Annotated in this window: 24 protein-coding genes; 14 read left to right on the top strand and 10 right to left on the bottom strand. The window is 64.1% G+C overall.

Annotated elements, in window-relative coordinates:
* Positions 1-97: 97 nt before the first annotated feature.
* Positions 98-400, top strand: coding sequence for a 30S ribosomal protein S20 (gene rpsT / locus OIN59_RS15150; protein ID WP_124511256.1), 303 nt, complete (start codon positions 98-100; stop codon positions 398-400).
* A gap of 205 nt (positions 401-605) precedes the next feature.
* Here the strand turns inward: rpsT and OIN59_RS15145 are convergent, their stop codons facing one another.
* On the bottom strand, positions 606-929 hold the full coding sequence (locus OIN59_RS15145; RefSeq protein ID WP_274111735.1) for a DUF3579 domain-containing protein: 324 nt from the start codon (positions 927-929) through the stop codon (positions 606-608).
* Between the two features lie 242 nt (positions 930-1,171).
* On the opposite strand from OIN59_RS15145, the gene OIN59_RS15140 reads away from it, so the two are divergent.
* Genes OIN59_RS15140 through OIN59_RS15130 form a run of 3 tightly spaced genes read left to right on the top strand, consistent with a single transcriptional unit; the run spans position 1,172 to position 4,003 of the window.
* On the top strand, positions 1,172-2,368 hold the full coding sequence (locus OIN59_RS15140) for an aspartate aminotransferase family protein (RefSeq protein WP_274111733.1): 1,197 nt from the start codon (positions 1,172-1,174) through the stop codon (positions 2,366-2,368).
* A gap of 17 nt (positions 2,369-2,385) precedes the next feature.
* Positions 2,386-3,315 (top strand): ornithine carbamoyltransferase, encoded by a 930-nt coding sequence (argF, locus tag OIN59_RS15135; RefSeq protein ID WP_274111731.1) that lies wholly within the window; start codon positions 2,386-2,388, stop codon positions 3,313-3,315.
* Between the two features lie 7 nt (positions 3,316-3,322).
* On the top strand, positions 3,323-4,003 hold the full coding sequence (locus tag OIN59_RS15130; protein ID WP_274111729.1) for an HD domain-containing protein: 681 nt from the start codon (positions 3,323-3,325) through the stop codon (positions 4,001-4,003).
* A 71-nt stretch (positions 4,004-4,074) separates the two neighbouring features.
* On the opposite strand, the gene OIN59_RS15125 is transcribed toward OIN59_RS15130, so the two are convergent.
* The 5 genes from OIN59_RS15125 to OIN59_RS15105 form a co-directional block, all read right to left on the bottom strand.
* Positions 4,075-4,314 carry a hypothetical protein gene (locus tag OIN59_RS15125; protein ID WP_274111727.1) on the bottom strand — a complete coding sequence of 80 codons (240 nt, stop codon included), beginning with the start codon at positions 4,312-4,314 and terminating at the stop codon, positions 4,075-4,077.
* 14 nt (positions 4,315-4,328) lie between these two features.
* Positions 4,329-6,254, bottom strand: a complete 1,926-nt coding sequence (gene feoB / locus OIN59_RS15120; protein WP_274111725.1) for a ferrous iron transporter B — start codon at positions 6,252-6,254, stop codon at positions 4,329-4,331.
* Positions 6,251-6,580 (bottom strand): FeoA family protein, encoded by a 330-nt coding sequence (locus tag OIN59_RS15115; RefSeq protein ID WP_274112009.1) that lies wholly within the window; start codon positions 6,578-6,580, stop codon positions 6,251-6,253. The genes feoB and OIN59_RS15115 overlap by 4 nt, the downstream gene beginning before the upstream one ends.
* Before the next feature lie 269 nt (positions 6,581-6,849).
* Positions 6,850-8,106, bottom strand: a complete 1,257-nt coding sequence (locus tag OIN59_RS15110; protein ID WP_274111723.1) for a hypothetical protein — start codon at positions 8,104-8,106, stop codon at positions 6,850-6,852.
* Positions 8,107-8,121: 15 nt separating this feature from the next.
* A complete protein-coding gene (locus OIN59_RS15105; RefSeq protein WP_274111721.1) occupies positions 8,122-8,499 on the bottom strand; it encodes a Mor transcription activator family protein in 378 nt (125 codons plus the stop codon).
* An 86-nt stretch (positions 8,500-8,585) separates the two neighbouring features.
* On the opposite strand from OIN59_RS15105, the gene OIN59_RS15100 reads away from it, so the two are divergent.
* The 5 genes from OIN59_RS15100 (at position 8,586) to OIN59_RS15080 (ending at position 11,885) form a co-directional block, all read left to right on the top strand.
* Complete coding sequence (locus OIN59_RS15100; RefSeq protein ID WP_274111719.1) at positions 8,586-8,972, top strand: phage virion morphogenesis protein; 387 nt, start codon at positions 8,586-8,588, stop codon at positions 8,970-8,972.
* A 48-nt stretch (positions 8,973-9,020) separates the two neighbouring features.
* Entirely contained in the window at positions 9,021-10,028 is a 1,008-nt protein-coding gene (locus OIN59_RS15095) for a DUF2806 domain-containing protein (RefSeq protein WP_274111717.1), read from the top strand.
* Positions 10,029-10,100: 72 nt separating this feature from the next.
* The gene (locus tag OIN59_RS15090) at positions 10,101-10,916 is read left to right on the top strand and encodes a phage protease (protein WP_274111715.1); all 816 of its coding nucleotides are present in this window, start codon (positions 10,101-10,103) and stop codon (positions 10,914-10,916) included.
* Positions 10,917-10,973: 57 nt separating this feature from the next.
* The gene (locus OIN59_RS15085; protein WP_274111713.1) at positions 10,974-11,369 is read left to right on the top strand and encodes a hypothetical protein; all 396 of its coding nucleotides are present in this window, start codon (positions 10,974-10,976) and stop codon (positions 11,367-11,369) included.
* A gap of 54 nt (positions 11,370-11,423) precedes the next feature.
* Positions 11,424-11,885, top strand: a complete 462-nt coding sequence (locus OIN59_RS15080; RefSeq protein ID WP_274111711.1) for a DNA methyltransferase — start codon at positions 11,424-11,426, stop codon at positions 11,883-11,885.
* 290 nt (positions 11,886-12,175) lie between these two features.
* Here the strand turns inward: OIN59_RS15080 and OIN59_RS15075 are convergent, their stop codons facing one another.
* The 3 genes from OIN59_RS15075 to OIN59_RS15065 all read right to left on the bottom strand — a co-directional run bounded on the left by OIN59_RS15075 (position 12,176) and on the right by OIN59_RS15065 (position 14,965).
* Entirely contained in the window at positions 12,176-12,409 is a 234-nt protein-coding gene (locus tag OIN59_RS15075) for a hypothetical protein (RefSeq protein ID WP_274111709.1), read from the bottom strand.
* Positions 12,410-12,557: 148 nt separating this feature from the next.
* Positions 12,558-13,019, bottom strand: coding sequence for a copper-binding protein (locus tag OIN59_RS15070; RefSeq protein WP_274111707.1), 462 nt, complete (start codon positions 13,017-13,019; stop codon positions 12,558-12,560).
* On the bottom strand, positions 13,007-14,965 hold the full coding sequence (locus OIN59_RS15065; RefSeq protein WP_274111706.1) for a S9 family peptidase: 1,959 nt from the start codon (positions 14,963-14,965) through the stop codon (positions 13,007-13,009). The genes OIN59_RS15070 and OIN59_RS15065 overlap by 13 nt, the downstream gene beginning before the upstream one ends.
* Positions 14,966-15,115: 150 nt before the next feature.
* Between OIN59_RS15065 and OIN59_RS15060 the strand changes: the two genes are divergently transcribed.
* The 5 genes from OIN59_RS15060 to kynA all read left to right on the top strand — a co-directional run bounded on the left by OIN59_RS15060 (position 15,116) and on the right by kynA (position 20,478).
* Complete coding sequence (locus tag OIN59_RS15060; RefSeq protein ID WP_274111704.1) at positions 15,116-15,781, top strand: response regulator transcription factor; 666 nt, start codon at positions 15,116-15,118, stop codon at positions 15,779-15,781.
* Positions 15,778-17,199, top strand: coding sequence for a sensor histidine kinase (locus OIN59_RS15055; RefSeq protein WP_274111701.1), 1,422 nt, complete (start codon positions 15,778-15,780; stop codon positions 17,197-17,199). Before OIN59_RS15060 ends, OIN59_RS15055 begins: the two co-directional genes overlap by 4 nt.
* Positions 17,200-17,422: 223 nt before the next feature.
* Positions 17,423-18,073: an arylformamidase gene (kynB, locus tag OIN59_RS15050; protein ID WP_274111699.1), complete on the top strand. Its 651-nt coding sequence runs from the start codon at positions 17,423-17,425 to the stop codon at positions 18,071-18,073.
* Between the two features lie 88 nt (positions 18,074-18,161).
* A complete protein-coding gene (gene kynU / locus OIN59_RS15045; RefSeq protein WP_274111697.1) occupies positions 18,162-19,472 on the top strand; it encodes a kynureninase in 1,311 nt (436 codons plus the stop codon).
* A gap of 124 nt (positions 19,473-19,596) precedes the next feature.
* Positions 19,597-20,478 carry a tryptophan 2,3-dioxygenase gene (gene kynA, locus OIN59_RS15040; RefSeq protein WP_274111695.1) on the top strand — a complete coding sequence of 294 codons (882 nt, stop codon included), beginning with the start codon at positions 19,597-19,599 and terminating at the stop codon, positions 20,476-20,478.
* A gap of 132 nt (positions 20,479-20,610) precedes the next feature.
* On the opposite strand, the gene OIN59_RS15035 is transcribed toward kynA, so the two are convergent.
* On the bottom strand, positions 20,611-20,973 hold the full coding sequence (locus OIN59_RS15035; RefSeq protein ID WP_274111693.1) for an MliC family protein: 363 nt from the start codon (positions 20,971-20,973) through the stop codon (positions 20,611-20,613).
* Between the last annotated feature and the right edge of the window lie 621 nt (positions 20,974-21,594).

Genomic DNA, 21,594 nt, shown 5'->3' with positions numbered 1-21,594 from the left:
TGCGCCGGTTTCAGCCAGTGGAGTGGATGCGGGAAGTGCTCTGGGCTATAATCGCGGGCTTTGCTGGCATCATCCACAGACCCCAAGGAAATAAATCATGGCATCCGCTAAACCAAAGAAGAAGAACCCGCGCCTGGCGTCGGGCCGCAAGCGCGTCCGTCAGGACGTCAAGATCAACGCTGCAAACACCTCGCTGCGTTCCAAATACCGTACCGCTGTCAAGAACGTCGAAAAGGCCGTTCTGGCTGGCGACAAGACCAAGGCGACCGAACTGTTCGCCAAGATGCAAGCCGTGGTGGACACCGTGGCTGACAAGGGCATCTTCCACAAGAACAAGGCTGCTCGCGATAAGAGCCGTCTGTCTGCCAAGGTGAAAGCCCTGGCACTCGCTTCCGCCTGATCTTCAGGCAAACAGCCCGAACGGCAACTGCCGTTCGCCGTTTGTAACGGGTGCGCTGCCAGCAAAAAAACGAACAAACCGCCTTCGGGCGGTTTTTTCGTTGGCGCTTGAAAACGGTGCAGAGCGGCGCGATGCGCTGCAGAGTTTGGGATGTTGAACGCGCACTGGCCGATCGCCCCACCAGCCCCAGCCAGACTAGGTCAGCTCAGGGCTTGGCAGCAGGCGGGTCGGGCAGCAGGCAGGCCTCGGCCACCTGCAGATTGTTGTCGCGGGCGAAATTGATCACGAAGTCCCAGGCCATGGGCTCGTGCCCCTGCAGGTCGCGGTGTACGACCACACATTTCACGCCGTTGAGCGTGGTGGGAATGCACCAGGGCGAATAGCTCAGATGGCTGCCTGGCCGGGCTCCACCGGGTCGAAAGCTGCTCATCACCCCGGCCAGCCGCTCGGCCCAGTCGCTGGGACGAAAGGTTTTCCCGTCATGGGTGATGCCCTGGATGAAGACTTCTTTGGAGGAGGGGGAAACCATCGGGGATTGGGGTGGTAGTGAGGGCACAGACGCAGGATCACTGCATGTTGCACCGCAGCGCGACATTCTAACTCTTATATAAGAGCTAGCTCCCTAATCCCTCTGCCGCGCTACACATAGCCCCCCAAAAGAGGGTAAAGGCCCGGCATTGCAGTGATGCGCAATCGTCAACAGACCGCACCCCTGCTCCCCCTAGAATCGTGACTCGCTTTTTCGCCACCGTACCGTCTGGAGATTTCCGCATGACCGCTTCCATCCCGGCAGCTTCGCCCCACGTGATGAACACCTATGGCCGCGTACCCATCGCGCTGGCCCGTGGGCAAGGCAGCCGCGTCTGGGACGTGAACGGCAAGGAATACCTGGACGGCCTGGGTGGCATTGCCGTGAACACGCTGGGCCACAACCACGCCAAGCTAGTGCCCGCGCTGCAGGACCAGATCACCAAGCTGATACACACCTCCAACTACTACCACTCGCCACTGCAAGAGCAGCTGGCCGCCAAGCTGGTGGAGCTGTCGGGCATGACCAACGTGTTCTTCTGCAACTCGGGCCTGGAGGCCAACGAGGCGGCCCTGAAGATCGCACGCAAGTTCGGCGTGGACAAGGGCATTGCCAAGCCCGAGATCGTGGTTTACGAAAAGGCCTTCCATGGCCGCTCGATTGCCACCATGTCAGCCACCGGCAACCCCAAGATCTACAGCGGCTTCGGCCCGCTGGTCGAGGGTTTTGTGCGCGTGCCGCTCAACGACATCGAAGCCATCAAGCAAGCCACCGAAGGCAACCCCAATGTGGTGGCCGTGTTCTTCGAGACCATCCAGGGCGAGGGCGGCATCAACCCCATGCGCGTGGAATACCTGCAACAGCTGCGCAAGCTGTGCGACGAGCGCGGCTGGCTGATGATGATCGACGAAGTGCAGTGCGGCATGGGCCGCACCGGCAAGTGGTTTGCCCACCAGTGGGCGGGCATCGTGCCCGACGTGATGCCGCTGGCCAAGGGCCTGGGCTCGGGTGTGCCGATTGGCGCGGTGGTGGCGGGCCCCAAGGCCGCCAACGTGCTGCAGCCCGGCAACCATGGCACCACCTTTGGCGGCAACCCGCTGGCCATGCGCGCCGGGGTCGAAACCATTCGCATCATGGAAGAAGACGGCCTGCTGCAAAATGCCACCACGGTGGGTGAGCACCTCAGGGCGGCACTGCAGCGCGAGCTGGGCAGCCTGTCCGGTGTGAAGGAGATCCGGGGCCAGGGCCTGATGCTGGGCATTGAGCTGAACAAGCCCTGCGGCGCCCTGATTGGCCGCGCAGCCGAGGCGGGCCTGCTGCTGTCGGTGACGGCCGACAGCGTGATCCGCCTGGTGCCCCCGCTGATCCTCACCACCGCCGAAGCCGACGAAATCGTCGCCAAGCTGACCCCGCTGGTCAAAGCCATCCTGGCTGAATAAAGCAAAGCAAGATTCTCATGACGACGCTGACACATTACCTGCAGTTCACCGACCTCAACGCCGACGAGTACACCTACCTGTTCGAGCGCGCCGCGCTCATCAAGAAGAAGTTCAAGGCCTACGAAAAGCACCACCCTCTGGTGGACCGCACGCTGGCCATGATCTTCGAGAAAGCCAGCACCCGCACGCGCGTGAGCTTTGAGGCGGGCATGTACCAGCTCGGCGGCAGTGTGGTGCACCTGACCACCGGCGACAGCCAACTGGGCCGCGCAGAGCCCATCGAGGACAGCGCCAAGGTCATCAGCCGCATGACCGATCTGGTGATGATCCGCACCTACGAGCAGGCCAAGATCGAGCGTTTTGCCGCCAACTCGCGCGTGCCCGTCATCAACGGCCTGACCAACGAATACCACCCCTGCCAGATCCTGGCAGACATCTTCACCTTCATCGAACACCGTGGCTCCATCCAGGGCAAGACGGTGGCCTGGGTGGGCGACGGCAACAACATGGCCAACACCTGGCTGCAGGCCGCGTCGCTGCTGGGCTTCAAGGTGCATGTGAGCACCCCGCGCGGTTACGAAGTGGACGAGAAATTGGCCGCTGGTGCCCATGGAATCAGCGCTGACAGCTATCAATTCTTTAGCGACCCCATGGAAGCCTGCCAGGGCGCTGACCTGGTCACCACCGATGTGTGGACCAGCATGGGCTACGAGGCCGAGAACGAAGCGCGCAGATTAGCCTTTGCCGACTGGTGTGTGGACACCGAAATGATGGCCGCCGCCCAACCCGACGCCCTGTTCATGCACTGCCTGCCTGCACACCGGGGCGAAGAGGTCGAGGCCGACGTGATCGACGGTCCGCAGTCGGTGGTGTGGGATGAGGCGGAAAACAGGATGCACGTGCAGAAGGCCCTGATGGAGTACCTGCTGCTGGGCAAACTGGCCTGACAGCCCCATGCCCTGGCGCCGCCAGCCCGCCCACAGCGCCGAATTACTGGCGCACTGGCAGGCCCTGGGCCAAGCGCTGGGGCGCGACACCCCCGCTTGGCGAGCCGAGGGCCGACGCCTGCTGCGCAGCTGGGCCCGCTGGCCCCGCGCCTACCACGACACCACGCATCTGCGGGCCTGCCTGCGGCACCTGCAGGCGGTGCAAGACCAGCAGCCCGGCACGCTCCAAAGCCCCCATGCTGTGGCCCTCGCCCTGTGGTACCACGACGCCATCTACTGGCCGTGGAGCGGGCACAACGAGGCGCGCAGCGCCGACTGGGCGCGCCAGTTCCTGCTAAGCCAAGGGCTGCCCACCGCGCTGGCAGAGACCGTGCACCAGCATGTGATGGACACCCGCCACACGCCCGGCCCGCTCACGGGCGATGCGCAGTGGGTGGTGGACATCGACCTGGCCACCCTGGGCCAGAGCGACGCGGCGTACCGCCAGTTCGAACGCAACGTGCGGCGTGAATACTTCTTTGTGCGCTGGCCGCGTTATGTGGCGGGGCGCAGCGCGGTGCTGCAAGGCTTTCTGAACCGCCCGCACATCTATGGCACAGCCTACTTTGCGCAGCGCTACGAGGCCCAGGCGCGCGCCAACCTGCAACAGGCTTTGAACGCGCTGGGCCAGGGCCAGCTGCATCAGTAGGCGATATGAGCCAAAACGGCCTGCAGCGCTAGTGAATCAAACGCAGGCAGCTATATAAAATATAGCACCCATCAAGAAGCAGGCCCGCGACGTACGGGCATGGCCACGGGCTTTTCAGCGCCCGCCTCGGATGGCGCCGCGCAACTGCCGCAGCTGCTGCATTCACCATCGCCTCCACCGCAGCCGGGCGACTGGACCAGCCCCGGGTGGACCTTGCCCAACCCTTGGCGCCAGCGCCTGGGTAGATAACGCCAGAGCACATAGAGCGCTGCGGCAAGGACGATCAGACCGACGATAAATTGCTGGGCCATAAGAACCGTCCCCCTCAGCCACCGCCCAGCGCCAGCGCCACGCGGTAGGTCACAAAACTGGCGGCATACGCCATGGCAAACAGGTACACCACCATGAGCAGCGGGTAGCGCCAGCCATTGGTCTCACGCCGTACGGCGGCAATGGTGGAGATGCACTGGGGTGCAAACACGTACCAGGCCATCAGCGACAGCGCGGTGGCCAGCGACCACGAGCCTGCAACCAGCGCCCCCAGTTGGTTGGCCACCTCGTCGCCGGTGGCAGACAGCGCGTACACCGTGCCCAGCGCACTCACCGCCACCTCGCGAGCCGCCATGCCGGGCACCAGCGCAATGGCAATCTGCCAGTTAAAGCCAATCGGTGCAACGATGACCTCCAGCAGGCGCCCCAGCTGGCCAGCCAAGCTGTAGGTGATGGCGGGCTGCGTGGCGCCATCCGGCGCGCCGGGGTAGGTGGACAGAAACCACAACAACACCGTGACGGCCAGGATGATGCCGCCCACCCGCTTGATGAAAATCACCGCCCGCTCGTACAGGCCGTAGGCCAGGCCCCGCACGCTAGGCCAGCGGTACGCGGGCAGCTCCATCATCAGCGGCGTGGCCCGCGTATCGCTGCGGGCCAGCTGGGCCACTGCCGCCACCGCCATGGCGCTGGCGATGCCCGCCACATACAGGGCAAACAGCACCACGCCCTGCAGGTTGAACACCCCCGCCACCGTGCGCTCGGGGATGAAGGCTGCGATCAGCAACGCATACACCGGCAGGCGCGCTGAGCAGGTCATGAGCGGGGCGATCATGATGGTCACCAACCGGTCGCGCCAATGGGTAATGGAACGTGTAGCCATCACGCCCGGCACCGCGCAGGCAAAACTCGACAGCAACGGGATGAACGAGCGGCCTGACAAGCCCACCGTGCCCATCACACGGTCCAGCAAAAACGCTGCACGCGGCAGGTAGCCGGAGTCTTCGAGCGCCAGGATGAACAGGAACAAAAACAGGATCTGCGGCAAAAACACCAGCACCCCGCCCGCGCCTGCCAGCACCCCGTCGGTCAACAGGCTGCGCAAGGGACCGTCGGCCATGTGGCTGTTAAGAAGCGCCGCCAGCCAGCCCACGCCATCTTCAATCCACGACTTGGGCAGCTCGGCCCAACTGAACACCGCCTGGAACATCAGGAACAGCGTGGCGGCCAGGATCAGCATGCCCCACACCGGGTGCAGCACTACGGCGTCGATCCGGTCGTCGGTGCGCAGGCTGACTACGGGCACACGCACGGCCAAATCCAGAATGCGCCGCACCTCCTGGTGGGTGCGGATGACGTCGTTCTGCGCTTCGAGGTCGCTCGCATCCAGCCGCGCCGCTGCATCGGGCGCCACCACCGGGCGCTGCAGTTGCTGCAGGTTGGCGCCATCCAGCCACTGCACCAGCTCCTGGGCACCATTGCCGCGCACACCCACGGTTGCCAGCACGGGCATGCCCAGCTCGCGCGATAGCGCTTCGCGGTCGATGGCAATGCCCTGGCGCTCGGCCACATCCATCATGTTGAGCACCAGCACCATGGGCAGGCCCAGGGCGCGCGCCTCCAGCACCAGACGCAGGTTCAGGCGCAGGTGGGTGGCGTCGGTCACACAGACCAGCACATCGGGCACGGGCTCGCCCGCGCGGCGCCCGCGCACGATGTCGCGGGTGATGGCCTCGTCCACGCTGTGTGCATGCAGGCTGTAGGCACCCGGCAGGTCCAGCACGCGCACGCGGCGGCCGGCGGCGGTCTGCAGCAGGCCTTCCTTGCGCTCCACCGTCACGCCCGCGTAGTTGGCCACCTTCTGGCGTGCGCCGGTGAGCAGGTTGAACAGCGCGGTCTTGCCGCAGTTGGGGTTGCCCAGCAGCGCCACGCGCAGGGGCGCATCGGCGGCGGTGGGCTGCACAGTAGCCTGGGCGTTCATGCCAGCTCCTTGGCAGACAGGCTGGTGTCATCCAGCGGCTGCACCTGCACCATGGAGGCCTCCTGGCGGCGCAGCGCAAACGTGGCCTGCCCCACCCGCACCGCGATGGGATCGCCGCCCCAGCCGCCGCGTGCAACCACCTGCACGGTTTCGCCGGGCAGGAAGCCAATCTCCAGCAAGCGCAGCAGCATGCTGTGCTCTTGCGCGTCCTGTGCGGGCAACAAACCCGTGACCCGGCCCTGGGCACGGCGGGGCAACTGGTCCAGCCGGGTGGACAGGGTCTGCTGCGTAGGAAGATGCAACCGCGCCGCAGCGCCATCGTCCATGGTCTTCATGGTGATTGGCCTCGATACAAATAATATTGATTCTCATTCTACCAATATCTGTATCGTGCTGGTTGCCGTCTCACTCTCTCCTTGACGCAGCGCAAGCCGCAGTCCCCGCTGCCCTGCCCAGGTGGTCAGTCACATCGCTCAAACCTGAAGGAAGTTGAGAAATCATCCACCCTGGCGGCGCGAAAATTGGGATTTATTGGGCCAAAGTGGAACGAAACGAAACGGTTCATTGCAATAGCATTGCAACTGGTGGACGGCTGCTAGGGGCTCAGGAACGGCTTCAGTTTTCCATCGACGAAGTGATTGGGCCGCCAGCCCGCGAAGATTTTGTCCACGAAGAATTTATCTGTTAGTCCAGCAGCGACCCCAAGGGTTGGGTCAACGAGGGAGACTGCACCTGTGAATAGGTAGCGGATCAGTTTCGCCTCTGACGTCCGAATCCAGTCTTGAGAGCTAGCCGCCAACAGGTACTCGCGAACTAGTCCCGTATCAGGGGTGGCTGCGCTTAGCCACTGCTTAAACTTCACTGAGCGCTCGTAAAGCCGCATGAAGTCTGCAAACGACCTCTCCCCTGAATCGATGAGTTCCGCGATCATGGGCATGTCCGGAAGAGTGACCTCGAGAAAGGTTTGCTGCGCTGCCAGGTTAATGCCTGTTCTTCTAAGTAGGGCTTCGTGCCTCACTTGGATAACGCCTGAAGTCGTCGTTGATGTAACGAAGTCGCCCCCGTAGTGAGCTGCCAACTCAAGGTCTGTCCTTGCTTCTTGCAGCTGATTGAGGATATGTGCGACTGTGAGGGGCTCCAACGGCGGGACCTGCTGCGCGCGGCGTCCATTTATGGATCCGAAGTCGATGTTCTCGAAAACGTAGTTGCCCAACTCTGTTTCAAGTACTTCGAATTTCAGCCCCGTTCCCGGATCGCCCCCCTCAGGCAAGAGACTGAGAATTCTGCGGACTGCGGCGTGTACATACTCGGCGTCTCTCAAGTCTTGTCTTGCTGCCTCAATCAATCCACCGCTGCGGAAGTGATCACCGGTCAGCTTGCGAACCGGTACATACTGGAGAAAACGGCGAGTGAACTCTTTAGCGCGCCTGCCAGTGATGCCCTGGCGGTTGAGATGAAACTCGATTCTTTCGGCTGTACTCTTGCGGATACCAACAGTTTCGTGGCCAGTAACTGTCATTGCATCGAAGGTGTGAACCTTCATCGGCCCCACAACATTGGTGACGGTGGCCAATGTCTCCTCAGAATAGACAGCGCTGAAATCGGGTCGGGCCAGCAACGCTAATAGACCCTCGGGGCCAACGCTACCGATAAGCGTCCTGAAACTCCCGACATCAAGAATGACGTGAACTTTTTTGTAGAAAAGCAGCGCTTGCGCTATTTGGCCTGCGGAGACCGGCGTCCCGGCTTCTGAGCGACGAAGAACTATGTGTTCGAACATCTGTGACGAGTGGTATTGAGAGTTACTTTTATAGGCAACTGCCAATGTACTCCAGCCCTGCGCAAACGCCATTGATTGGTCCTCAGGCTAGCTGATCAATTCGAGCTGCCCAGCCGCCTCCGCATCCGCGTTCTGCGCCTTGATCTTCTCCCGGATGCGCTTGAGCAACTTCCCCATCCCGCGCGGCGTCATCCCATACCGGCGCGCCAGATCATCCTTGTTGCGGCCGTCGAACTGGTCGTAAATCTCCAACTCCTTGAGCGTCAGCTTGTACTGAGCGTCCTTCGGGAAAGTCACCACCTGGCCCGCCCAATAGGTGCTCAGGTAGTCCACGGCCGACGAGCCGATGACCGAGGCCGCATCGGGGGGCGTGCCCATTTCCTCCAGCTGACGGGCGATCACCGCCTGCAGCTCTTCCAGCAGCTCATGGCGCTTGAGCGCCATGCGGGTGACTTCAACGCTCACTGTGCCGCCCCCTGGGGCGTCAAAACGGCCATGTCGGCCGATATGGGCCGATTCAACACGCCCATGAGGCATTCCCAGGCCCACCAGTGGATGTCAAAGCCCTGGCCCCTGTTCAGGTACAGATCGGACTCCTGCACCAGCTCACCCTGCGCGGCTACTTGCGCAGCGGCATCCACTACCAGGTCACGGGAGATGCAGAGGTCGAGGTGGGCAGCAACACCAAGTACGCCGCCATCCACCAGCTCGGCGGCACCATCGAGATGCCAGCGCGCCAGGCGACGGTGCGCTATCGCAGCGTGGCCGGCCGGGTGCTGTTTGCGGGCAAGAAGCACAAGCGGGCGACCGAACGGCAGGTGAACATACCCGCGTACCGAGTGAACATCCCGGCTCGACCGTTTCTGGGGGTCAGTTCTGAAGACGACCGTGAAATTAGGCAGATTGTTCTGGCCTGGTTGGGGGATAGGAGGGTGTAGTTTCTTGGGCAAAATGAGGTCGCAAACTACATACTGGAGGAACAAATGGTGGACGAATCCGCAGCGCAGGACGAACAGGAGTCGGACGAATCTGGGCTAGGCGAGGTAGCTAGCGCAGCTTTGGGGCATGTGACTGGGCTTCCAGCGCCTGTTCAGAAAACGCTTGGATACGTTCTTAAGCGGTTGACTACCTCTTTCATGGAGGTACCCCAAGCGTACTTTGCGGGCAAAGTGGCAGAAATTCAGGCAACCTCTGATGCACGGGTTCGGGCAATCCAGGCATCGGGGAGTGCCATAGCAGATCAGATCCAGGTCCCACCTACCTACCTGGATGCGGCCGGTATCAAGTTTGCGGAGCGAATCGTTGGGAAACAGAAAAATCTTGACGCCATCGCCAACAAAGCTGTCCACGAGTTGTCTAGGCGTTCGCCTCCCGAGATGACGGGTGATTCCACAGCATCAGCAGAGATTAGCGACGACTGGATGAACACGTTTGAAGCTGAAGCTGAGAATATGAGCTCCGACGAAATGAGGAACGTCTTCGCCAAATTGCTTGCAGGGGAAGTGGCGAGGCCTGGTTCATTCTCCCGCCGAGCCATAAAGGTTCTGGGCCAGATGGGCAATGAAGAAGCCGAGTTGTTTGCTCGCTATAGCTCTCTCGCAATACAGTTCACAAAAGCAGAAAAGGTTTTCGGTGGCTTGCTGATGACAGTAGGCGAGCGCCCCAGCACAAATGGACTTGGAAAATACGGCCTCGACTACCGATCGCTACTGGCTTTGGTTGAGTACGGACTCGTGTTGATCGATATGGATGGGGCACAACAAGTCGAATTCGAGAAGCAAGGAGACGACATCAGTTTTCTCCATAGCGGCAAGCACTACCGATGTGTTTACGAGGGGCAAGCAAAAACGACGGTGAAGCTTTATGGTGTCGTGACTTCGCAGGCTGGAAAAGAGCTTATGCAACTGGTTACGCCTATACCCGACCCTCAATACACGGAGCGCCTGGAGCGACATCTGAAAGCTCTGTCTTTGAGGCTTGAAGAGGTCAAATGAGACCACCCTTCTGAAGCTAAATAGGGTCCTGGTTCCCAATACTTCCAACCCGCTGCCGCCGACCATGGCGGCATGTCTCAACGCACCGCCTCCCGTAGCACCCGCATCGCTGTCTGCAGCGCTGGTGCCGCCGCCCTGGCCATAGCCGCTTGCACGTTCGGCGTGCCCGCCAAGACCGCGCAGGCGACGGGCGGCACGGTCATGCTGCAGCTCACCCCGGCGGGCACATTCAAACCCAACGACGGCCGCGAGCTGAAGCCCGGCGCCTGGCGCATCGATGCAGCCAGCGCGCAGCACGTTATCGAGCGATTCAAGAGCCTCTCCCTCTACGCCGTGGTCGGTCGCAACGTCTACAAGATGCCCGGCGCTGCTGGCAACGTGAAGCTCGAAGGCAACGCGAAGCAGCTGCCCTGGTTCAATTTCGAGTTCACGGGCGCCTGGCAGGCCGTCGAAGTATTGGGGGCCATGCCCGCCACCACGCCGGTCTTTGAGCTGCCACTGGGCGTAAACGCAGCGAACACCCGAGTCAAGCTGGGTGCCAAGTTCTGGCCCTGTAATGCGTTCAGCATCGACCTGGGCAACACGGTGACCAAGCAGGACTTGACCGAGGTTGACAACACCGAGATCACCGGCCGTGCCAGCAGCGGCTCTATCACGATCCGCAACACCCTGGCCACTACGCACGACTGGGACCAACTGATCGGCACCAAGCTGCCATTCGAGCTGTTGCACGGCCTGGGCGCCACCAACACGCTCACCGTGGCCGCGCCGCAGGCGCAGATCGGCAAGCCCAGCTTCGGAGAACAGGACGGCCTGCAGATGGTCACGCTGCCGCTGAAGTTCATCCCCACGGCCGCAGGAAACGACGAGCTGACCATCCGCGTCTGATCGCCGCCTGAGCCACGTATCGCCCCCGTTTCACGCATTGCAAAGGAGTTTTCCGCCATGGCAGTTGTCATCACCAAGAACCCCGCCTACTGGGCGCCCGGCCACTTCATCGTCCCGGACCAGCCCGACAAGCCGCTGGTCTTCAAGTTCAAGGCGCGCTTCAAGCGTCTGAACGAAGAAGAGCGCAATGCGCTGGACCAGCGCATCCACGCGGGCCGCGAGTATGTGCGCGCACTCAGCCGGGCGCTGCTGGAAAACCAGCCCGCGCCGCCCCAGCCCACCGACCAGATCACCGACAAGGAGGTGCTCGACCTGGTGCTGGTGGACTGGGATGGGTTCAAGAACGATGACGGCTCCGTGGCCATCTACACCCCCGCAGCGCGTGCCCAGGTGGTGTTCGACAACCCCGGCCTTGAGGGCGCCTTCGTGCGCGCCTACCCATGTGTTGCCTGACCCCGCAGAACTGCCTGCGGTCGCGGCCAACCCGGCCTGCCTGCACCGCGCTGGGTGCAGGGCGATGCGCTGGAGGTGCGCCAGGCCCTGCCTGGTGTACAGGCCGACCTCCTTTTCTCCTGCCCGCCCTATGGCAACCTGGAGCGATACAGCGACGACAAAGCCGACCTTTCCACCATGCGCTACCCCCGGTTCCTGCGCACCTACCGCCAGATCATCAAGGAGGCCGTGGCCATGCTGCGCCAGGATCGTTTCGCCTGCTTTGTGGTCGGTGACATCCGGGACACCCAGGGCCTGTACCGTGGATTTGTGGGCGACACCATCGCCGCCTTCCGCGATGCGGGCGCCAGGCTCTACAACGAAGCCATCCTGGTCACTCAGGCGGGCTCTCTGCCGATCCGGGTGGGCAAAGGCTTTGAGATCTCGCGCAAGCTGGGCAAGACGCACCAGCATGTGCTGGTTTTCGTGAAGGGCGACCCCCAGCGCGCGACGGCGGCCTGCGGAGCGGTGCGCTGATGCTCCCGGCGCCCGTGGTTGAGCAGCATGCGGGCGTCCTGGTTGTCCTCACACGGGCGCTGCAACTCGCATGGCCGAGCGCCCGATTTGTGGCGGTGGTGGTGGGTAAAGAGGGGTGTGATACGGGCCGAGCGAGGCGGATATTGCATCCGCTGCCCTTTGGCCGGTCGGCAAAGGTGCTGCCGCCTTTCCCAAGCGCGGCGGGCTACGACGCCAAGGCCTGGGAGTACATACGCGCCGAGGCGGGGCCTGGCGCGTTGTTTTGGAATGTGGGGGCTTGAGAGGGGCGATCAGGCAAAGCGCTCACGCAGGGCCGCATGACCGGCCTCTTTGGCCGCTTCGGGGTCCATGCCAAGCTGAGTCAGCCAGCGAGGGTTCGTGTATGCAGTGCGGGCGTCAAGGATCGCGTCACGGTGCTTGTCCAGGCGGGGGAACGATGCAGCCAGGCGGACGGCGTCAGCCCAACGGCCAGCGGCCATGTGTTCACGAACCAGGGAGGCTTTGGATTGGGGGGCGGTGGTCATTGCGAGGGCTCCTAAAAGTCGGTCGGACTCTAGGGAAGGACCCCGCAAAGTGCGAGTCAGGAGTTCTGCTGACGGCGCTTTGGAGCCAGCCCGGCTCCTCGCTTCATCGCAATTTCATTTCACCCGTTGTAACGATGGGCGAGAGGATTTATCGCACTGTCAGTGCTTGAGTTTTCGCGGCCCGCTTCACAAACCGCTTGCACTCCGCAGTAGCGCGGATGGATGTGAGCGTGTTTTCGCCGTCGATGTGCCGGGCAGTGAACTGCACCCAGGCCCCCTGCGGAATGCCGTGCATCAGGGCGGGGTTGACCACCCGGAAGGTCTGTGTGGTGAACGGCAGCTTGGCGCGAGGCAGCAGCTTCAGCCGCACATGCGTGGTGTTGCCACCCGCATCCACCTCCACAGACACCAGCCGCGCCCGGGTGTAGACCGGAGCCGCCGCAGGTGCTGCAGCCTCCACGGCCACCGAGGCCGCGCCTGCCGGAGCGACCGGTTGGGCGCCTGCCACAGCACACCCTGCGGCCAGAACCAGTGCAATGACCAGCCTACCGCTGCGCAGACCCTTGCGCACAAGCAACGAAGCGACGGCCTGCCCCATCAAAACGCCCATGCGCCCAGCTGGTAATAGTCAAACCCGCTGGTACGGCCACCCAGGCATTGCGCCAAAAAGTCCTCGGTCTTGCGGTACATGGTGAGGTTGTTGGGCCAGCGCTGGTTGCCATGGCCGTCGCCGGTGAAGGTGACGTAGTCCACCTGCTTGCCCGCCTTGCGCAGGGCCGCCACCATCCATTCGGACTGCTCCAGCTTCACGCGCGGGTCGTTCACGCCGTGCATGATGAGGATGGGCTTTTGCGCATGCTCGGCCCGGTACAGGGGCGACTTCGCATCCATGCGCGCACGGTCCTCTGGCACGGCGGGGTTGCCCACATAGCGGTGCCACCAGGGCAGGCCCAGTTCCCAATAAGGCGGGGCGGCCTCCAGCAGGCGCGCAATATCCGTCACACCCACCACATCCACGGCACAGGCAAACACCTCGGGCGTAAAGGTGGCGCCCACCAGGGCCGAATAGCCGCCGTAGCTGGCGCCATAGATCGCCACGCGCTGCGGGTCGGCCACGCCGCGCTCGACGGCCCAGCGCACGCCGTCCACCAGGTCGTCGTGCATGCGGCCTGCGAACTCGCCCCGGGCTTTTTCCATGTGGGTGCGGCCATAGCCGCTGGAGCCCCGGTAGTTCACCTGCAGCACCGCATAACCCCGGTTGGCCAGGAACTGCTGCATGGCGCGGCTGGTGGTGCCATCGCCCCAGCGGTCGCGCGCCCAGGGGCCGCCATGCACCAGCAGCACCGTTGGCAAACGTTGTGGCGCCGCCCCCACGGGCAGCGTGAGGTAGCCGTGAATGGCGAGACCATCGCGCGCGGTGTAAGTGATGGGTTGGGTGGGAGCCAGGTCCTTGGCAATCAGGCTCAGGCGGTTCTCGCCCAGAAAGCGGGGCTCGTGCCCATCGCGCAGCAGGTAATGGCGCGTGCCCCGGTCGGTGGCCACCGCCACCGTGAGCACCTTGTCGGTCCGGTCCAGACTGGTCACCAGCACCTCTGCGGGCTTGTCACCGGCCAGGGCAGACAGCCGGGCATCGAGCGCGGGGTCGAACACCTTGCGCGCCGGGTAGCCCGGCATGAAATGCGCCAGCAGCGGCTCGCGGGTGCGGCGGCTGAGGGTCACGCTGTCCAGGTCCACGTCGGGCGAGGCAAACCACTCTTCCTCGGTGCCTGTGGTCAGGTCCAGCCGCACCAGCGCCAGCTTGTCGCGCCCCCGGTTCGACAGCGCCCAGGCCTTGCGTCCCTCATCGTGCAGGCCAAAGATGTTTAGCGTGTCCCACCGGCTGCGCTCGGCAACGGTCACCCAGCTGCCCGGCTCGGCGCCAGGCCGCTCCAGCAGCACTTGCTCGCCCTTAATCTGTGCCCGGACACGCAGCTGGCCCGTGGTATCCACGCCCCACCAGCCCACGTTGCCGGGGTTGGTGGCCATCAGCACCGGCGCACCACCTGCAGGGTTCACGCGGTACAGGTCAAACACCTTTTTATCGCGCCGGTTGGAGGTGACGATGAAGTCGGACGAGGCATCCACCGCCTCTGCAAAATGCGCCACCGAGCGTGGTGCAGGCATCAGCTCACGCAAGTCAGTGCCGGGGCCATCGACCGCGCCCGCATAGATGCGGGTGTTTTCATCGCCCGCGGGGTCGGCCGTGATGCCGAGCCAGCGGCTGTCGGCACTGAAGCGGATGGCGCGAGCACGGATGCGGAACGCCTTGGCGTCGCTCCCATCGATGGACTGCACCCAGATCGCGGGCACCACGCCGTCGGTGCCAAACCAGGCAATGTGTTTTCCATCCGGCGACACGCGGTAGCCCCCCGTGGACTGCCGGCTGGCCACAAAGTCGCGCACCGGCACCAGGTCGGGCAGTTGCGCCCCTGCCAGCGACGGGTGCGTTGGCCCGGACGCACAGCCCGCCAAAGCCAGCGCAGCAACCAGCGCCGCACTGCCCCACCATCGCCGCATCCCGTCTTGTCCTGTCGTCCATTGCATCGCCTTCTCCCCCACGTGTTGAGCCATTGAACACGGCCATTGTGCAAAGCCCTGTCTTAAGGGCAGCCAAAGACGCCTGCGGCTGCACCCCGCAACGGCCATGGCTCCCGCCACAATCGCCCCATGCACATCCTGCTCATCGAAGACGACCTGGACCTGGGCCGCGCGCTGCAGTCCGCACTGAAGGTGGAGGGCCTGACCAGCGAATGGCTGCGCCGTGCGGTGGACGCGCCCGCTACGGTCGACGCCACCACGGTGGACTGCGTGCTGCTGGACCTGACGCTGCCCGACGGCAGTGGCTTTGACCTGCTGGCGCGCTGGCGCAACCAGACGGGGCACAGCGGGCAGGTGCCCATCATCGTCATCACCGCGCGTTCGGCCGTGGAGGACCGGTTGGCGGGGCTGGACGGCGGGGCGGACGACTTTGTGATCAAGCCCTTTGCCACGGCCGAGCTCATGTCGCGCATCCGCGCCGTGCTGCGCCGCAGCGCCCGCCAAGCCAGCGAGCGCTGGGTGCTGGGCGAGCTAGTGATCGAGCCGCGCCGCCATGCGGTGCAGCGCAACGGCACGGTGCTGGATGTGTCGCCGCGCGAGTTCCAGCTGCTGCTGGAACTGGCGCGCGAGCCCGGCGTGGTGGTGTCCAAAAGCGTGCTGTCGCAGCGGCTGGACCCGCTGGGCGAGCCCATGGACTTTGCCGCCATTGAAGTGCATGTGTCCAACCTGCGCCGCAAGATCGGTGCGGAGCTGATCCGCACGGTGCGGGGCGTGGGCTATCTGCTGCAGGCATGACCACGATGAAGCACGCGTTGCGCGGTGCATGGGCCTGGCTGGCAGAGCCCACGCTGATGCGCCGCAGCGTGGCCTCGGTACTGGTGGCGTTTGTGGTGGTGTGGGCGGTACTGCTGGGATACAACTTCGTCAACTACAAACACACCATCACCCGCGACCCAGGCCTGATGAAGTACGGCGACGCAGTGCTGGAATCGCTGGCCCCAATCACCGCCCCTGCGCACGCCGCCACGGCTGTGGCGGCCACCGACCACTGGACCAACATCCGCCGCCGCCAGATCGGGCTGCTGCCGGGGGTACAGATGCACGAGCTGCTGGATGCTGCCTCAGGCCAGCGTGTGTTTGCCTCGCCGGGGCTGCAGAACGTGGCCTTGCCGCCCGCCACACCACACACCGAGCCATTCATCCAGGAAGCCGCCCTGCAGGGCCGGTCGTTCCGCATCTACACCGGCCGCAATGCGCGCTGGGTGCTGCGGGTGTTCGAGACCAAGCGCACGGATTCCAACTTCCTGCAGTACAACGGCCGCGCCCTGCTGCCCTATCTGCTGCTGGCGTCACCTTTTGTGCTGCTGGCGGTGTGGCTCTCGGTACGCCATGGTCTACGGCCGCTGCAGCAACTGGCCAGCCGCATTGCGCAGCGTGGGCAGGACGACCTGCAATCGGTGGGCTTCAACGCCCGCCACCGCGAACTCAAGCCCCTGGAGCAATCGCTGGACCACCTCTTTACCCAGCTGCGCCAGAAGGTCGAGCGAGAGCGCGCCTTTGTACAAGACGCTGCGCACGAGATCCGCACGCCGCTGGCCGTTATCACCGCACAGGCCCATGTGATGGCCCGCTCGCCCAGCGAAGCCGAACGCACGCAGGCCCAGGCCCACCTGGAGCAGGCCATTGCCCGCACCTCGCACCTGGCGCAGCAACTGCTGGACCTGGCGGCGCTGGACGACGCGCAGCGCCTCGCCCCGCGTGACCTGGATGTGGCGCAGTGGCTGCGCGGCGTGCTGGCGCAGGCTGCGCCTGCAGCGATGGCGCGGCAGATTGAACTGTCGCTGGACGCACCCGACACCCTGGACGCCAGGCTCGACCTGCCCGCGCTCGAATCGATAGCCCACAACCTCATCGACAACGCGATGAGCTACACCCTGGCCGGAGGCAATGTGGCGGTAACCCTGCGCCAGGAAGGCGCGGCCCTTCAACTTGTGGTGCAGGACGATGGGCCGGGCATTCCAGTCACCGAATGCAGCCGGGTGTTTGAGCGCTTTTACCGGGGCGCCGGGCACGCGGCCAATGGCTCGGGCCTGGGCCTCGCCATCGTGCAGCAGGCGGTGCGGCGCATGGGCGGGCAAGTGCAGGTGGGCGAAGGTTTGAACGGCCAGGGCGTGGGATTTTTCGTGAGCGTTCCCCTTCCTCGCAGCGCCTGAATCCGCCGGGCGAACCACCCACCATTTCGCCCCGCGTGCCCGGCTTCTTTCACGCCTTGCTCGGCGTCCGCTGGCGACGGCCGCATCGGTTGTGCTGAGTGCGTGCGATGCACAGAACGCTGTAGAGCGCCGTATTCAGTTACTTTAGGCCTCAACAAAAAACCGCAGGGCTGTTGGAAATAACCGACACCACGGGTTTTCAGGGACATGCAAACTTTGTCCCATGTCAACGCCTTCCTCATCCCACACCCGCCAGCTCTGGGACATCTCCCCGCCCGTGTTTGCGGGCAGCCCCGTGTTCCCGGGCGACACGGCCTACAGCCAGCAGTGGTGCGCCACCATCGGCCCCGGCTGCCCGGTCAACGTAAGCGCCATCACCATGTCGCCCCACGTGGGTGCCCATGCCGATGCACCACTGCACTACGACGCGCAGGGCGCCACCATTGGCGATGTGTCGCTCGACGCCTTTCTGGGCCCCTGCCGCGTGATCCACGCCATCGGCTGCGGCCCGCTGATCGAGTGGCAGCACATCGCCCATGCGGTGGACAGCGCCCTGCCCGCCCGCGTGCTGGTCCGCACCTACGCCCAGGCCCCCGAGCAATGGGACGGCCAACTCACCGCCTACGCCCCCGACACCATCGAGCGCCTGGCCGACCTGGGCGTGTTGCTGGTGGGCATCGACACCGCCAGCATCGACCCGGCCAACAGCAAGACGCTGGACAGCCACCAGGTCATCCGCCGCCGGGGCCTGCGCGTGCTGGAAAACCTGGTGCTCGACGCCGTGCCCGAGGGCGACTACGAGCTGATCGCCCTGCCCCTGAAGCTGACCACCGCCGACGCATCGCCCGTGCGCGCCGTGCTCAGGGCGCTTTGACAACAAAAATTCAAGCCTTTTTGGCCTCTAGCGCCTATCCCATAAGCGCCAGCAGCTATCAAAACAGAAGTAACCGACCCGGACCATCATGACCACTACCCTCCAAGACTGCCGCGCCCTGGATGCGCAAGACCCGCTGGCCCCGCTGCGCGACCACTTCAGCCTGCCTGCGGGCGTGATCTACCTTGACGGCAACTCGCTGGGCGTGGCGCCCAAGGCCGCCGCCGCGCGCGTGGCCGATGTGGTCACCCGCGAATGGGGCACGGACCTCATCAAATCGTGGAACACCGCCAGCTGGTTTGACTTGCCCCAGCGCCTGGGCAACCAGCTCGCTCCGTTGATCGGCGCGGGCCCCCATGAGGTGGTGTGCACCGACAGCACCTCCATCAACCTCTACAAGGTGCTGAGCGCGGCGCTCAACATCGCGCGTGAAGACGGCCCCGCCCGCAAGCGCATCGTGAGCGAGCGCAGCAACTTCCCCACCGACCTCTACATTGCCGAAGGCCTGTGCAAGGAGCGCGGCCTGGAGCTGGTGCTGGTGGAGCCTGAAGAGATCACCGCTGCGCTGACCAGCGACGTGGCCGTGCTGATGCTCACCCACGTGAACTACCGCACCGGCGCCATGCACGACATGGCCGCCATCACCGCTGCCGCACATGCCCAAGGCATCTTGTGCGTGTGGGACCTGGCGCACAGCGCAGGTGCGGTGCCCGTGGACTTGAACGGCGCAGGCGCCGACTTCTCCATCGGCTGCGGCTACAAATACCTCAACGGCGGCCCCGGCGCACCGGCTTTTGTGTGGGTGCACCCGCGCCACGCCAACCGCTTCTGGCAACCGCTGTCGGGCTGGTGGGGCCACGCCGCACCTTTTGCATTTACGCCGGATTACAAGCCTGCACCGGGCATCACGCGCTACCTGTGTGGCACGCAGCCCATCATCAGCCTGTCGGCCTTGCAGTGTGGGCTGGACGTGTTCACGGCGGCCGAAAGCCTGGGTGGCATGGCCGCATTGCGCACCAAATCGCTGGCGCTCACAGACCTGTTCATCAAGCTGGTGGAAGAGCGCTGCGCAGGCCACGGCCTGGGCCTGGCCACGCCGCGTGCGCACGCCCAGCGCGGCTCGCAAGCCTGCCTGACCCGCGACGAAGGCGCTGGCGTCAACGGCCAGGGCAGCGGCGCCTACGCCATCGTGCAGGCGCTCATTGCACGCGGTGTGATTGGCGACTTCCGCAAAGGCGACGGCGGCACGGGTCGCCACAAGGACATCTTGCGGTTTGGCTTCACGCCGCTGTACCTGGGCTTTGAAGATGTATGGAATGCCGTGGAGCACCTGCGCCAGGTGCTGGAAAGCGGCGAATGGCAAAAGCCAGAGTTCAACCAAACGCACGCAGTGACCTGATAGCCGTCTGCATACAAAAACCAAAAATCCGTTCACGCTGAGCTTGTCGAAGCGCCGCGCAGGGCTTCGACAGGCTCAGCCCGAACGGTTCTAGTGGATCGAACGCGTATCCAGGAGACCGACCATGTGCCCCTTTTCCCAAACCCCCGCCAGCGAAGCCCCCGGCGCCGCCCTGCCCGAATCCATCGTGCACGAGGAGCGCGCCCAGCTCGACTTCAGCAAAAGCATGAGCTACGGCGACTACCTGCAGCTTGACGCCATCCTCACCGCACAAAAGCCGCTGTCGCCTGCGCACGACGAGATGCTGTTCATCGTGCAGCACCAGACCAGCGAGCTGTGGATGAAGCTCATGCTGCACGAGCTGCGCGCGGCCATCGGCCACATTGCGCGCGACGAGTTGCCGCCCGCGTTCAAGATGCTGGCGCGCGTGAGCAAGATCATGGAACAGCTGGTGCATGCGTGGGATGTGCTGGCCACCATGACGCCGCCCGAGTACAGCGCCATGCGCCCGTACCTGGGCCAGTCCAGCGGATTTCAGAGTTACCAGTACCGCTGCATCGAGTTCTCGATGGGCAACAAGAACCACGCCATGCTCAAGCCCCACGAGCACCGCGCCGACCTGCTGGCCCTGGTGCAGGCCGCGTACGAGGCACCATCGCTGTACGACGAAGCCCTGCGCTTGCTGGCACGGCGTGGCCTGGCCGTGCCAGCCAGCCACACTGAGCGCGACTGGACGCAGCCCTATGCAGAAAACGATGCAGTGGAGCAAGCCTGGCTGACCGTGTACCGCAACCCCGAAAAACACTGGGACTTGTACCAGCTGGGCGAAGAGCTGACCGACCTGGAGGACGCGTTCCGCCTCTGGCGCTTTCGCCACGTGACCACGGTGGAGCGCGTGATCGGCTTCAAGCGCGGCACGGGCGGCACGGGCGGGGTGAGCTACCTGCGCAAGATGCTGGACGTGGTGCTGTTCCCCGAAATCTGGAAGCTGCGCACGGACCTATGAGCGAAGGGAAGGCTACGGCGGCTGCTTGGCAGCCACGTACCTGCTCAGTGGGAACCAGGGGCAAAGCACGTGGCGCACGCACCAGTCGCCAGCGCAGGCAACCAGGAGGCCGTGGTTTGCCGCTTGTGCAGGCTACTGAACGCCCGCCACCATCATGGGGCGGTTGCTGCGGCACCAGATCGGTGCCAGGTGACCAATCTGGATGGTCAGCTCATTGCCCTTGCCAAGCACGGTGGTGGGGCCGTTGCTGAAGGCGTATCCGGTTTCTGCAGCCTGTTTGGGCAGTTCCACCGTCCAGCCGCTGCGACGCATCACGCTGCGGCCCTGCTCGGGGTAGAACTGCATCTCTACCTTTTCGCCATTGCCGCAGGCGTATTGCATGCTGCGGCCATCCGTCTGTGTGCTGAACGCCTGCATCGCGGGGGGCTGGCTTGCGCAGCCCGACAACATGAGGGTAGCCAACGCACCCGAACCCAACAAAACCATCGTCTTCATCGGTCACTCCTGACATCGCGGCGCAGCCTGACAGCGCACGACAACTTCCATCCAACGGCTTGTGGCCACCGGCCACCGGGGCCCATTCAAAGCCCCGTGGTGACCACCCAAGCACAAACCTTGCCACTCACCACTGCCTGCACCATCCTGATTGCGAGAGACCGAAACCTGCGATTCCAGAGCCGTGACCAACACCCGGTGCAGCGCATAGGCACAAGAGTGCCCCAGGCCCCCGGCACCGTCATTGGGGTGATCCCCACATCGAGAGCCTCCTCTAAAGTCTGCCCGCGCCCTGTGGCGCCCTCATGACGGCCCCGACAGCCCATGGACAGGGCTGGATTGGATGCACCGGAGAGTCCAATCCGCAGAAGAAACATCTAATTACAAACACCGATACCCCAAAGTTCGCAGCATCCGATGCGTTTGGTGGGGTATGGGGCGGCGGGACTGGGACATACCCTAGGTGCGCACGTACAAGCGCCCTCCAGCCGTCCAGCCCACCCCCAATCTGCCTGCCCTGTCCGTGGGCGACAGTGGCGCTCAGGCTCTGCGGGTAACCTCGCGGGGCACAGTCGCTGACGGAGAGCCCCTCCCGACAGCCGCGAAATCTGCTCTGGAGAC

The organism is Acidovorax benzenivorans (genome assembly GCF_028680575.1).
In the GTDB taxonomy this organism is placed as follows: Bacteria; Pseudomonadota; Gammaproteobacteria; order Burkholderiales; family Burkholderiaceae_C; genus Acidovorax; species Acidovorax benzenivorans.
The sequence above is the reverse complement of the archived record's forward strand: the minus strand, read 5'-3'. Positions and strand labels throughout refer to the sequence as shown.